Origin of the sequence: Paenibacillus sp. OAE614 (genome assembly GCF_040546645.1) — a bacterium.
Classification (GTDB): Bacteria; Bacillota; Bacilli; order Paenibacillales; family Paenibacillaceae; genus Paenibacillus_AQ; species Paenibacillus_AQ favisporus.
Genome location: NZ_JBEPOD010000001.1, coordinates 6,120,976 through 6,134,226, shown reverse-complemented (window position 1 = coordinate 6,134,226; position 13,251 = coordinate 6,120,976). Strand labels below are relative to the sequence as shown.

Annotated in this window: 13 protein-coding genes; 4 read left to right on the top strand and 9 right to left on the bottom strand. The window is 55.5% G+C overall.

Features of this window, described 5'->3' with window-relative positions:
* Nucleotides 1-41: 41 nt before the first annotated feature.
* Together ABIE48_RS28175 and ABIE48_RS28170 are read left to right on the top strand one after the other, a co-directional pair.
* A complete protein-coding gene (locus tag ABIE48_RS28175) occupies nt 42-797 on the top strand; it encodes a sugar phosphate isomerase/epimerase family protein (protein WP_192715922.1) in 756 nt (251 codons plus the stop codon).
* A gap of 18 nt (nt 798-815) precedes the next feature.
* On the top strand, nt 816-1,946 hold the full coding sequence (locus ABIE48_RS28170) for a Gfo/Idh/MocA family protein (RefSeq protein ID WP_192715921.1): 1,131 nt from the start codon (nt 816-818) through the stop codon (nt 1,944-1,946).
* A 193-nt stretch (nt 1,947-2,139) separates the two neighbouring features.
* On the opposite strand, the gene ABIE48_RS28165 is transcribed toward ABIE48_RS28170, so the two are convergent.
* Nucleotides 2,140-3,666, bottom strand: coding sequence for an FAD-dependent monooxygenase (locus ABIE48_RS28165; protein WP_192715920.1), 1,527 nt, complete (start codon nt 3,664-3,666; stop codon nt 2,140-2,142).
* A gap of 325 nt (nt 3,667-3,991) precedes the next feature.
* Between ABIE48_RS28165 and ABIE48_RS28160 the strand changes: the two genes are divergently transcribed.
* Complete coding sequence (locus tag ABIE48_RS28160; RefSeq protein WP_256993005.1) at nt 3,992-4,123, top strand: hypothetical protein; 132 nt, start codon at nt 3,992-3,994, stop codon at nt 4,121-4,123.
* A 473-nt stretch (nt 4,124-4,596) separates the two neighbouring features.
* Nucleotides 4,597-4,728, top strand: a complete 132-nt coding sequence (locus ABIE48_RS28155; RefSeq protein ID WP_145027414.1) for a stalk domain-containing protein — start codon at nt 4,597-4,599, stop codon at nt 4,726-4,728.
* Between the two features lie 139 nt (nt 4,729-4,867).
* Here the strand turns inward: ABIE48_RS28155 and ABIE48_RS28150 are convergent, their stop codons facing one another.
* The 8 genes from ABIE48_RS28150 to ABIE48_RS28115 form a co-directional block, all read right to left on the bottom strand.
* Nucleotides 4,868-5,941 (bottom strand): phage baseplate protein, encoded by a 1,074-nt coding sequence (locus ABIE48_RS28150; RefSeq protein ID WP_192715919.1) that lies wholly within the window; start codon nt 5,939-5,941, stop codon nt 4,868-4,870.
* Nucleotides 5,942-5,985: 44 nt separating this feature from the next.
* Complete coding sequence (locus ABIE48_RS28145; protein WP_192715918.1) at nt 5,986-6,774, bottom strand: glycerophosphodiester phosphodiesterase family protein; 789 nt, start codon at nt 6,772-6,774, stop codon at nt 5,986-5,988.
* Nucleotides 6,775-6,816: 42 nt separating this feature from the next.
* Nucleotides 6,817-8,151, bottom strand: a complete 1,335-nt coding sequence (locus tag ABIE48_RS28140) for an ABC transporter substrate-binding protein (protein ID WP_354520091.1) — start codon at nt 8,149-8,151, stop codon at nt 6,817-6,819.
* Nucleotides 8,152-8,198: 47 nt separating this feature from the next.
* Nucleotides 8,199-8,939, bottom strand: coding sequence for a carbohydrate ABC transporter permease (locus tag ABIE48_RS28135; protein ID WP_084204006.1), 741 nt, complete (start codon nt 8,937-8,939; stop codon nt 8,199-8,201).
* A gap of 187 nt (nt 8,940-9,126) precedes the next feature.
* Nucleotides 9,127-10,005, bottom strand: coding sequence for a carbohydrate ABC transporter permease (locus ABIE48_RS28130; protein ID WP_089549057.1), 879 nt, complete (start codon nt 10,003-10,005; stop codon nt 9,127-9,129).
* Nucleotides 10,002-11,051, bottom strand: a complete 1,050-nt coding sequence (locus ABIE48_RS28125; protein WP_145026659.1) for an ABC transporter ATP-binding protein — start codon at nt 11,049-11,051, stop codon at nt 10,002-10,004. The genes ABIE48_RS28130 and ABIE48_RS28125 overlap by 4 nt, the downstream gene beginning before the upstream one ends.
* Before the next feature lie 166 nt (nt 11,052-11,217).
* Nucleotides 11,218-12,306, bottom strand: a complete 1,089-nt coding sequence (locus tag ABIE48_RS28120) for an alcohol dehydrogenase catalytic domain-containing protein (RefSeq protein ID WP_260867085.1) — start codon at nt 12,304-12,306, stop codon at nt 11,218-11,220.
* Between the two features lie 112 nt (nt 12,307-12,418).
* Nucleotides 12,419-13,180 carry a DeoR/GlpR family DNA-binding transcription regulator gene (locus ABIE48_RS28115; RefSeq protein ID WP_076172929.1) on the bottom strand — a complete coding sequence of 254 codons (762 nt, stop codon included), beginning with the start codon at nt 13,178-13,180 and terminating at the stop codon, nt 12,419-12,421.
* Between the last annotated feature and the right edge of the window lie 71 nt (nt 13,181-13,251).

Below are 13,251 nucleotides of genomic sequence, written 5' to 3'. Positions count from 1 at the left end.
AGAATGCACTTTTGGAAATCTTGAAGGAGGGGCCATATTTCATGATTTTAGGCGCACAATTGTACACCGTCCGATCCTTTCTCCAGACGGAAAAAGATATTCGGCGAACATTGCAAAAAATTGCGGCTATGGGATATACGTCGGTCCAGATTTCGGCCATCGGTTCCATCCGTCCCGAGACGCTTCGCGCCATTTGCGACGAGCTGTCGCTCCAAATCGCGCTGACGCATACGAGCCCGGACCGGATCCTGAACGAAACGGATCAAGTCATTGAGGAGCATCATATTCTGGGCTGCGATTACATCGGCATTGGATCGATGCCTGATAAATACCGCGGCCTCGACTGGTACGGGTATTTCGCGGAAGACTTCCGGGAAGCGGCAGGGCGGATCGCCAAGGCAGGCAAGCTGTTCATGTACCACAACCATCATTTTGAGTTCGAAAAAATCGGCGGCAAGCGCCTCATTGAGCGGCTGGTAGAGGATTTCGCGCCGGAGGAGATGGGCATTACGCTCGATACCTATTGGGTACAGGCGGCAGGCGCCGACGTATGCGAATGGATCGGCAAGTTGAAGGACCGCCTTCACTGCGTGCATTTGAAGGACATGGCCGTCCAGGGAACTCAGCAGCTGATGGCCCCCGTCATGGAAGGGAACATGAATTTTCCGGCAATTTTGAAAGCGCTTGAACAAGCGAATTCAAAATATTTGCTGGTCGAGCAGGACGTGTGCCAGACGAGTCCGTTCGACTGCCTGCAGACGAGCTACAACAATTTGGCTTCCCTTGGCTACCGCTGAGGAGAATGGAGGGTCTAGATGTCAAAATTACGGATCGGCGTCATCGGGATGGGCAATATGGGGTCGGATCATGCCAAAAAATTAAACAAGGGCATCGTGCCGGAGGCTGAACTGACTGCGGTGTCGGAAATGGACGGCATGCGGCTGGAGAACGCCAAAACGTATTTGCAAGGCGATATCGGCTACTTTGCGACGCCGGATGAGTTGATGGACAGCGGCCTATGTGATGCCGTGATTATTGCGACGCCGCACTACGACCATCCAAGGCTCGCCATTATGGCTTTCACCAAAGGGCTGCACGTTTTATGCGAAAAGCCGGCCGGCGTCTACACGAAGCAGGTCCGGGAAATGAACGAGAAGGCGCGGGAAAGCGGCCGCATCTTCGGCATGATGTTTAACCAGCGGACCAATCCGATGTACCGTAAAATGCATGAGCTCGTGCACAGCGGCGAGCTTGGCGCGATTAAGCGGGTGAACTGGATCATTACCGACTGGTACCGGTCGCAGGCCTATTATGATTCGGGAAGCTGGCGCGCCACCTGGGCCGGGGAAGGCGGAGGCGTGCTTATCAACCAATGCCCGCACAACATCGACCTCCTCCAATGGATTTGCGGCATGCCGGCCCAAGTTCGCGCTTTCTGCCATGAAGGCAAGTGGCATAACATCGAGGTGGAGGATGACGTTACGGCATATATGGAATTCCCGAACGGAGCTACGGGCGTATTCGTCACGACAACGGCAGATCTGCCGGGAACGAACCGTTTGGAAATTATGCTGGAAATGGGTAAGCTGGTGTGCGAAAACAATACGCTGACGCTGCACAAGCTGAGCCAGAACGAGCGTGAATACTGTTTTACAACGAAGGACGGCTTTGCCACGCCTCCTGTGGAAGTGTCCGTCATCGAGACGCAAGGTGACAACAGCCAGCATACCGGCGTCATCGCTTCGTTTGCCAAGGCCGTCCTGGACGGTGCGCCGCTGATCGCTGACGGTGAGGAGGGCATCAACAGTTTAATGCTGTCCAATGCGATGCATCTGTCGAGCTGGACCGGCGACACCGTAGCGCTCCCCATCGACGAGGATCTGTTTTTGGAGGAGCTGAATAAGCGGATAGCGGCGTCGAAACATAAGGTGACTGCTGGTATCTAACGATAGATAAGGCACGGCGAGTTGGAAACTGCGGAAGGAATGGACAATGTATTGTGATCCGGACTGAATTCCAGCTGCCGTACCTCGCTAAGAGTTCAAGCAATATCCAAGCGATAAGCCTAATCCGCTATAGCTTCAGCATGTTTCGAATACAACCGCATCCAGCAACAATCGAAAAGAGCCGACGCCAGCGTCAGCTCTTTTCGTGTGTAAACGGAGCAATATGAAATCGATCGAGGTACGCCTGAATCGCACCGGTATCCTGGTGAGGTTCCGCTAACGCGACGTATCCGTCCGGCCGGACGAGAAATGCCGTATCGGGATGCATGCCGGCTGCTTTCATAGATGGCGTCCATCCCATTTCATGCAAGGGGATGCCTGTCGTTTCGCTGAGCTGGCGCAGACTTTGCGATGCCTGGCCATACACATGCAGCTGCCAATCGACGGATTGCAGCGGTTCGAAGTTGTCCCCATGGGCAGTCTGAATCCAGGGCAGACGGTCGCCGCCGTGAACGGAACCGGAAGCACCGCTGCTCAGCATGCTGTCCCGGTAACGGATTTGCGTTTGCGACAGCCGCTCAAAGGCCATTTTTCGTATAGGCGGGACGTCCAGAAGCAGGGGAACGATATGGGGAATCACCATGTCCTGAACCAGAGAGGTCATAATTCCGCCCCCTACGAGCGATTGGAACAGCCGGTCTGTGGTGGCCACGAGCGTCCGGGCAAAAGCAATCCGCTCCGTCTCGTAGGAATCGAGAACGCCGGCGTCCGCTTTGTCCAGAAGAACCGCGGCAAGCTTCCAGCCCAGATTCACGGCGTCCCCAATGCCGGTATTCATGCCTTGCCCTCCGACCGGGCTGTGCACATGGGCCGCATCCCCGGCGATAAAGACCCGCCCTTTGCGGAAGTGCTCGCATACCCGGTGATGGCTTTTATAAGTCGAATACCAGTTCACCTGGCTGATGTGCACTCCCGTATTTCTTTCCACATAAGGAATCAGAGGCTCCAAATTCGCGGGAATTCCCTGATTCAGGATCTTGGGCGGAATCAGTCCGATGAGCCGGACCTGTCCGCTCGTGCGGATCGGGAAGACCAGACAGAAGCCTTCTTCAAAAAAGTTCATTGTCACGTTTGTCACGGGCTCTTTACTCCCCACATCAGCCACGAAAAACATCTGCTCATACGTTCCCCCGGGAAACTCCAGTCCCATCTCCTTGCGGACCGTACTATGCGCCCCATCGCATCCGCACGCATAGGCATACGCTTGTTTCTCTTCGATCCCTTGCCGGGTCGTGACGGCATGCACCGCTTCATTCCCTTCCTGAAGGGAAACGAGCTCGGTATTCCATTCTACATGGATTCCTTTGGAGTCGAGATGCTCGATGAGAAGGGCTTCATGCTCGTCCTGGGGCAGGCTGAGTACATAGGGATAGGGGCTGATTTCTTCTCCAAAATCACCAAAGTTGATGGTTCCCTTAAGCTTTCCGTTCTTCATAATTTGGCCGGTATGCATGGGGATGCCGCGCTGCACAAATGAATCCGCTATGCCGAACTGCTGGTAGAATTCCAGGGTTCTGGCATGAACGACCATGGCTCTGGAGGCTTCTCCCGGTCCGGACCGTTGATCGATGATCCGAAAAGGGATTCCCTGCTTCTCCAGGGCCAGAGCCAAAACGAGACCGGTCGGACCGGCGCCGACAATCAAAACCTGAGGTTGCATGATCGCTGCCTCCTTTTTTTGGAGCTTATGTGTACATTATAGTTTTTATCCTTCGAAACGCCATCAACAAAAGGGCTGATTGTGATCAGTAAGCGGCACAAACCGGTGGAGTGTTCAGGGAGCCGGGGAATATGGTTTGGAAGCTGGGGCTGTTAAATCAGATGATATCGGAAGAGAGAGGCATTTTTAATGTGAAATGAGAGGATCAGGTGTCCGGATAAGTGAGAGAATTAGCAATTAGCAAATGGTAGATTGTGGTATAATCGAGAAGACAAAGTAACCGGTGGGAGGACGCGGCGAAGCGAACCCGAAAGGGGGTGACGCCGTGTCCATTCTTGAAGTGGCCTTAAAGCTTTTGGACGGACTGCTGAAGCTGGTCGGTATTATTACTGGCCTGAAAACTTTGGTCAGTGCCTGGAAGCAAGCGCGGCATAACAAGAAAAACCACCGGGATTAGGTTAGGACGCCTTGAAATCCGGTGGTTTTTCATAGCCTTATGAAATTCTCGCCGTGGTCGCCCGCCGGCCTTTGTCAAAAGTCACGATGTTACCAGCATCGTGGCTTTTTTAGTTTACGCTTGATCTATTTCAAGTATACCACAAAAAGCGGATCGCTACACAGTTAAGCCTTAAGGTAACGGAGGTACAGATCGCAGAAGTTACTCACCCATTGTGATTTTTTGGTTTTAGGAGTAGTTACATATAAGATGGTAAATCCGAAACAATTAAACTTTTTCTAGTAACAGGGGTTTTAAATATGAACGAAAAAGTGAGCGAAGTCTGCTGTCCTTCGTGACCATGGTTAATGATCCTAATTAGAAATGGGGTATGAAAATGACCTTTAAACGAGTGGTTGTGGCGATTAATGTGATGGTGATCCTCTTGCTCGTTGCGTTCCTTACTTTGGAAAATTTCGGCAATCATCTGGGGAATGTTATGGAGCAAATGGATTAACAGCCGAGTCATGGTGCCCATCAGATTTGTCTCTGAAGTGTTAGGGGCGACCGTCAATGCATCTGCCAAGGATGGCGCGACGTATGTTGATATTTCCTTCAAGCCGTAAAATATCAAAGACATGAATATTTTCTTTACATTTGCTATGGGCATAAGCATCTTGAAGAATAGTCCTTAGAACCTCCCCAGAATACGGCTTCATATAAAAAGGAAGGCGACCATACTCGGCCGCCTTTCTCATTTTAACTTCAATCCTGCAGCGCCTGCTCGGGCAGGAGCCGGTCAAAGGCGTAGATGCTGGCGAGCCGGTTAGGCGTAAAGGCGGACGCAAAGCCGAAGCACAGCTCGGCTTTCTGCGGGTGCCTGATGTCCGGAATCCGGATCGACATCCCCTCAGGCTCCCGGTACGTCAGTTCCGGCGCGGTAAGGATCAGCTGCCGGTCCACGACCTCCCCGGTGCTCAGCTTCACGACAGTGATGTACGTATTGCCGGTGCCTTCGACTGAGCCGGCCGAACCGTAGGCGCTGCCCTCCAGGAGATACAGGTAACCGCCGTAGGAGGCGAAGCCCTGGAACGTGCCGAGGGAAGGCTGGAGGACGTCGGCCACCGGCTCGTAGATGTGCTGCTTAACTTTCTCCAGCTCATATACGCCAAAATGGAAGGCTCCGTTCAGACGGTAACGCATCGTCAGCAGCCCGTTCGCCTGGTCGATATGGACCGTCGTCCGGTCGGCACCGGGGATCAGCCGGTACTTCTCAAGCTCCGGCGACTCCGGCGTCAGAATGGCGCCGTCCTGGAAGGCGAACCGGGTCAGCTGGGTTCCCCAGCCGCTGCCCGACTCCGTCACCGAGTCGGTCTCCGTCCATAAGTAGGCCTGCGACCCGTCCGCCTCCACACCGATCTGCACGCCGTGGCCAAATCCCTTCAGGAACATGTGCCCCAGCTCGTTTCCGTTCATATCCAGCTGGGTCAGGGCCAGATCGCCGCTGCTGGAGCGGGCGGCTCCGCTCACTGGCGCGGTTTCGTCGGGGAGCTGCTGTCCGCCAGCCATGAGCTGAACGGTATAAATACGCCCGTTCGCATTATCGATGGCAAAGGACTGAAGCACGGTCCCGTTATGCAGCGGCTTCTCGCGGATCACTTCCTTCGCCTCCTGCGACAGGTCGAACATTTTGGACTTCAGCGGCGATGGCTGCGCATAAGCGCCGGAAGCGGAGAGAGGCAGAAGGGCGGCGATCAGGAAGCCTGCCGTTAATTTTATGAGTGTGCGGCGGGCCAATCCCTTCACGGCTGAGCGGCTGTTAAATTTCGAATGATCCATGGACATCAAATCCTCCAATCAAGGGTTGGGATGAAACCGGACATTCACGGCTGCGGCATGAAACTTGTGGGGGAGAGATCCATCTGCTCCCGAATCCGCATGGCGGGGAGCGGGTTGTTCACCGTCATCAGCAGGGAACCGCAGCCAATCGCGTAGTAGACCTGCTGATCGTCATCCGGGCAGTAGCACCACGGCAGGATGCCCAGATCCTCGTATTCCTTCACCCGGGCAGGCGTCAGCAGCTTCATGCTGAGTCCCACCGCCCACATTTTCGAAATCGTCCCCTCGGGTCCCGGCACATAGTTGTGCATCTGCTCACCGGGAAAGCCCTGCGTCTTAAGGCCATGCTTGTCGTGGATATGCGCCAGAACCGTGGCGTCAAAGCTCGTAAATACGCACCGGTGAAGCTCCCCGCGGGATGCCAGCTGGACAATGGCGGCGTCCGCGGTTTCCAGAGCCCGTTCGTCCGGTTTGATCTCCACGTTCAGCAGGACGTCCGGATAAGGGGCGATCAGCTCGCAGAATTCCTCGAAGGTCGGAACTTTAAGTCCCTCGAACACTTTGCCGAACCAGCCGCCGGCATCCAGCCGCTTCAGCTCCTCCAGCGTATAATCGCCGACCGGGCCCGATCCGTCCGTCGTCCGGTCGACGGTGGCGTCGTGGATGACCACCACGACGTCGTCGCGGGTTATGCGCAGGTCCAGCTCCAGCATATCGACGCCGAGATCCAGCGCCTGTTGAAACGACAAGAGCGTATTTTCCGGATAAGCGGACTTCCAGCCACGGTGTCCGGACACCACGATGGACTGCAGCTGCTGCAAATGCTCTAGCATAAGACAGTGTACCTCCTTGTTATTGGCGGGAATAGGATCACGTTAATTTTTCAAGATCCGGTCCACTTCTTCCTTGTAGCTGTTCAGCGTGGCATCGACGTCCTTGTTATCGTACATGATCGCTTGGATCGCCTTGTTAAACTCCTGCTCGACCTGCGGCCACTGGACGCTCTTGTTGGTATCAACGGCATATTGGAGCTGCTCAAAAGCCACCTTCCGGTTTGGCTCCTTTTCCCACAACTGCTTGATGGCGTCCGATTCGACCATCTGCTTCGTGAAAGGCAGGTAGCCCGTATCGATAACGAACTGCTGCGCGCCTTCCGGACTGGTCATCAGCCAGTGCATGAACTCCCAGGCCGCATCCTTATGCTTGGAGGCCGCCATCATGGCCACGTTGCCGCCCCCGGTCGGTGTAGCGTGCTGCTTATCCTGCGGAAGGAATGCCGTCACGTAATCGAACTTCGCACCTTGAGTCAGGCCGGAGATCGAACCGGTCGATTGAAAAAGAATCCCCACCTTGCCGCTCGTAAACATCTGGTTCGTAATGTTGCCGGAGTCCTGGCTTGGCGGATAGTAGAGGGCGCCGGCATTTTGCAGCTCCTTCAGATACTTGAATGTCTTGGACGCTTCGGTCGTATAACCGACGGACGTGCCTTCATCGTTGAAGAACTTGCCTCCGGCCTGCGTAATCATGGCGATCGGATACCAGGTATCATAAGGCATCGTCAGCCCGTAGCGTTTCACCTCGCCGTTTTCCTTGACGACCAGCGCTTCGGCTGTTTTTTTCAATTCGTCCCAGGTTGTCGGGATGGACAAGCCTTTTTCGTCCAGCATCGACTTGTTGATGTGCATCACCGGCGTGGAGCGGTTAAACGGAAGGGAGACCAGCTTATCGTTAAAATAGGAATGCCCCATCAGCCCCTCCTCAAAATCGTCCTTGCTGAGGCCGGACTTTTCCATGTAGGGGGCCAGGTCTTCCAGAACTTCCGCGTCCGCGAACAGCTGCACGTTGGAACGCTCAAGCATCGTCACGTCCGGCGCGGTCTTGGCCGCAACGGCCTGCTGCAGTTTGGTTACCGTTTCCTGGTAGCTGCCCTGGAACGTTCCGACGACTTCGATTTTGTCCTGGGAGCTGTTGAACCGCTTGATCATGGCGTCCAGAAACTCACCGTTCTTGCCGCCGATCGAGTGCCAGAACTGGATGGTCTCCTTGCCGGAGCCGGAATTACCGGAATTGCTGGATGCCTCTCCCGAAGCGGCCTTGCTGTCCGTGCCAGCCGTTTCGCCTTCGGACCCGCTTCCGCCTCCGCTGCATCCTGCCAATAAAGTCATGATCAGCGCCAGGGTCAGCGCGATGAATGGAAACTTGTTCTTCACAGAAACTCCTCCATTTTTCAGGTAATTTAAATAGTCATAGCGACAGCTTATTTAATACCGGAGTATACAAAAGCCTTGACGATCTGCTTGGAAGCAAACAAATACACGATCAGGATCGGCAGGACAAGCACAACGTTGCCCGCCATGATGATATGCCAGTTGGATACGCCCTCGGATTCCCGGAGCATGGCGATCCCGATCGTCAGCGGCCGGACGGCGGTCGAGTCGGTGACGACGAGCGGCCAGAAGTAGTCGTTCCAATGGCTCACAAAGCTGAACAAGGCGACGGTGGCCAAGGCGGGAACGGCCATGGGGATCATGATCTTCTGCATGATTTTGAACTCGCTGGCATTGTCCAGCCGGGCGGACTCAATGATCTCCTGCGGGATTTGCATAAAATACTGTCGGAGCAAGAAAATTCCGAAGGCATTGGCCATGAACGGAATGATCTGAGGCAGAAGGGTGTTGTTGATGCCCCAATCCGCCATCATCAGGTAGACGGGAATGAACGTCACCTGCCCTGGAATCATGAAGGCGAGCAGCACGATGCCGAACAGCAGGTTCCGGCCCCAGAAGCGGTATTTGGCAAATGCGTACGCCGCCGGGATCATCACGATCATTTGCAGCACGATGACGGAGACGGTGATGATAACCGAGTTTTTCGCATAGGTCACGAAGGGAGCCGACCTCATGGCCTCGGCAAAGTTATGCCACTGCGGCGCGGCGGGAATCCACGTCGGTGGAAAGGCCAGCGTCTCCTCAAAGGTTTGCAGCGAAGTGGATATCATCCACAGGAACGGGAAAATAAACACGATCAGCACGGCGAGCTTGGCCACGAAGCCCAGAAGCCGTTTCAGAAGCCGGAGGGACGCATGGTCCCGGATCCGGTAACGCAGCTTCCCGCCGACTTGTTTCTTTTCCTGGATCAGCACGGGAAAAGCACCCCCTCAGGTTGTTGTCTGCCCATGGTGCGGCTCACTGGTAGTGAATCCGCTGGGCAAGGACTTTGAAGTAAACAAAGGTCAGCACCGCGATTATCGCCATCAGCACGACGCCGGTGGCTGAAGCGAAGCCGATGCTGGTCGTTCTGAACTCGTAGATGTAGTACACGAGCGTCGTCGTTGAGCCGTTGGGGCCGCCCCCGGTCATGATTTTGACGGTATCGAACACCTTGAAGGAGCCGATCGTCATGATGACGAGGATGAAAAACAACTGCGGCGAGATCAGCGGCAGCGTAATTTTCCAGAACACCTTGAACCTGCTGGCATTGTCCAGCGCAGCGGCTTCGTAGATGGTCGGGGGAATGCTCTGCAGCGCCGCCACCATAATGAGGGCGTAATAGCCGATGCTGTGCCACACCGAGACCAGAATCACGGAGATCATGGAAGTGCTGGAGCTCTGCAGCCAGGGTGATCCCGGAAGTCCGAAGGCCTTTAGCACATAATTGAGCAGACCGTGCCCCGGCTCCATCAGCCACATCCAGACGAGCGCAATTGAGACGATCGAAATGATATGCGGCGTGAACAGGCCGGCCTGCAGAATGGCGTTGAACCGCGACCGCTTCCGCAGCCATACGGCCACGCCGAGCGAGAGCAGCATGGTGCAGAGCACGACGCCCACCGTGTAGACGGCGGTGTTAGCCAGGGCGTGATAGAAATCGTCCCGGGTGAAGATTTCCCGGTAGTTGTCAAGACCGATGAACTTGCTTTTGTCCTTATTGAGCAGGTTGTATTTATACAGGCTTAATTTAATGAGGTAAAAGACCGGGTAGACCACGAACAGGAACAAGGCGATCATCGCCGGCAAAATGAGCGCGTACGGCCTGGTCGTCTCCCATACTCTGCGCCGGTTCATTGGAAACGTCCCCTTAGCGCATGAAGGTAGGTGTTATGCCGTCGGTCATCGCGGTAAATCCGCTTTTCATCCGCTCCGAAGAGAAAGAGCTTGGATTCGTCCACCGAGAGATAGATGTCCTGGTCCACGCTGAACAGGTCTTCGGTGCATTTGATCATAAAGGAATGGTCCCGGGTACGGACCTGGTAGATGGTCTCTGAGCCGAGCATTTCCCGGGTGGAGATGACGCCCTTGGCCGTAAAATGGGCATCCGCCGGCTCGGTGGACAGCAGCCCGTGCTCCGGACGAAAGCCAAAGCGGACTCCGTCCTGCCCCATGTCGCCGACGTTCATCGGGGGCACCCCGATAAACTGCGCGGCAAACAGATTATCCGGTTCGCGGTAAATTTCAGCTGGCGAAGCCTCCTGCTGAATCTCCCCCTGATTCATCAGCACGATGGTGTCGGCCATGGACATCGCTTCGACCTGATCATGCGTGACGTAGACGAAGGTGGAGCCCAGCTTCTTGTGCAGCTCGATAAGCTCGACGCGCATCTGCACCCGAAGCTTGGCGTCCAGGTTGGACAGGGGCTCGTCCATCAGGAACACCGAAGGTTTCTTGACCATCGCCCGCGCGAGCGCCACCCGCTGCCGCTGGCCGCCCGAAAGGGTGGAGGGCTTGCGGTCGAGGTACGGGCGGAGTCCGACCGTCTCGCTGATGCTTTCCACGAGCCGTGTCCGTTCCTCCTTGGGTACTTTGTTGTTTTTCAGGCCGAATTCGATATTCTCGCGTACGGACATCGTCGGGTAAATGGCGTAGTTCTGAAACACCATCGCGACACCCCTTTGGCCCGGGGCAATGGCGGATACGTCGCTGCCGCCGATCAGAACCGCCCCGGAAGTCTGGCGGTCGAGCCCGGCGATCATGCGGAGCAGGGTGGTCTTGCCGCAGCCCGAAGGACCGACAAGGACGGTGAATTTGCCGTCTTCGATCTTCAGGTTCAGACGGGGGATGATGGTGTTTTTGTCAAACGATTGGGATACATCGACCAACTCAATGGATGCCACACGGATTCCTCCTTCACCAGCGGTTGCTATGTGTTGTTTGGGTTCATCGTCCACGGCAAGCGCTTTCATATGATGAAGAACGGAGGGAGGAATGCCTGGGCATCCTCCAGCCGTTTTTACTTCAACCCGCTTGTGTGGTACACTATTGAACAAGATTTTCGCTCTCTCACCAGCGAAAATCGAGGTACATCTTCTTCCAGTCTCTGTGAGCCAGGGCAGATTCCATTGCGCCCGCAAAGTCTTCTGCCTTGCTCACCGGGATATAGTCATCCGGCACCAACTGCCGGAGCGTCTCCTGACATTCCTCCTGCTGCATCACTTCAAGCACCTTCCGAAAATCGCTATGCGAGCTGCGGCTGCTGCCGTGGATCGTAATGCCTTTCTCCAGCACATCCCGCGTATTGATAGGAACAAGCTCCTCACTGACGCCCATGGCGATCAGATGGCCCCCAGGGAGAAGTAAGTCGATCCCTTGATTGATGGCGCTTTCACTAAATCTTCCGCCTGTGCATTCCAGCACGACATCAACCTTCCAGCCGCCTTGAAAATCGTATTCCTGCACCATTTCGGTCCGGGCAAACGTGAAATGCTCCAGCTTTTCCTGGATGGCGCCGAATACCGTCAGGCGCTCCGTGCTGACGCCAAAGGCATAATGGAGCATGGCGGCGGTCAGGAAGCCGACCGGGCCGTCTCCGAATACGGCGACCTGTGCGCTGTCCAGCAGATCGGCCACGGGGCGGATCGCCCGGTAGGATACGCTGCACAGCTCCGCCAGCACGGCAATGTCATCCGGAATCGAATCCGGGATCGGAATGGCGCATGCCTCCGGAATGACGAGCCGGCTCTGCGCGATACCGTCGATCGTACTTCCGAGAAACTTGCCGTTGTAGCAGTAATTCTCCGGAATGTCTCCCCGGCAGGCCGGACAGCACTCGTCGTGCTTGACGCCGTTCAGCAGATAGCCCGGCAGGTTCGGCACGATGGCGACCCGCTGTCCCGCTTGAAGCTTGGAGGAGCCGCCGACGACTTTCCCGATGCCTTCATGAAGCAGGGCCATCGGCAGCTTGCGGGCAAGGACTTCGGGTTTCCGAAGGCCTCCGAAATACCGCAGATCGGCATGACAGATGCTGGCCAAAGTGGGTTCAATGACGACGAATCCTTCCGTGACGGTCCGATCCATCGTCATTTCTTCGACATGGTGGGGGTGGGTGAGCCGGAGCGACCGGGAGTCCACCGTTTGCGTAATCGTACTCAAATCAGGGAACACCTCCATGTGAGCGTTATTTGGTTTTTTTAATACTGGATTTCCTTATCATTCGATCGGGCCTGACGTCATCGTCAGCTACCCTGAAAGGAGCTGCGTTCCGTCAGACGGTTAAAATTTGAATGCCGGCATCCTGAAACTGCTTAATGTCGTATTCCGCAACCTCGTTGCCCGTGATCAGGGTATGGATCGAGCTATTGGGAGCGACGTTGTACAGCGAGATTTTGCCGATCTTCGTTTCGTCGGCGACGACGATGACTTCCTGGGCAGCCGCGATCATGCCCTGCTTGGCCACGACCAGTTGGGCTTCCGGAAGCGTAAGGCCGTATTTGGGATGGATCGCGGTGGTCGCGATAAATGCTTTGGATACGTGTACTGACCGCAGCACGTAATCCGTAAACATGCCGTTCAGCATGAAGCTGGACGGATACAGTTCCCCGCCGGTGACCGTCACTTTGACGCCGGGAGCGTCCCGAAGCTCGGCCGCCACGTTCATGTCGTTGGTAATGACGGTGATGTTGGAGCGGTGGACCAGGTTGCGGGCGATGTGCAGCGTGGTCGTGCCGGAGTCCAAAATGATGTGATCCCCGTCTTCCACCAAGCTTGCCGCCTTCTGGCCGATGCGTTCCTTCTGATCGAGCTGGATGCCCGATCTTTCGTTGAACGAAGGCTCGTGATGCGTGAGCTGTTCCACAATAACGCCGCCGTGCGTCCGTTTCAGAAGCCCTTCCTGCTCGACCTCGGCAAGGTCGCGCCGGATCGTCGCTTCATGAACGCCGAATTCCTTGGCTAACGTGCCGACAGAAGCCGACCGATGCTGTCTGACAAATTCGACGATTCTCATTTTTCGTTCAGCTGCCAGCAATATAACCATCCTTTCCGCCAAATCGCATATACGATTGCTTACATTTGTTCATTTTTGCTCATTTGTCAGGC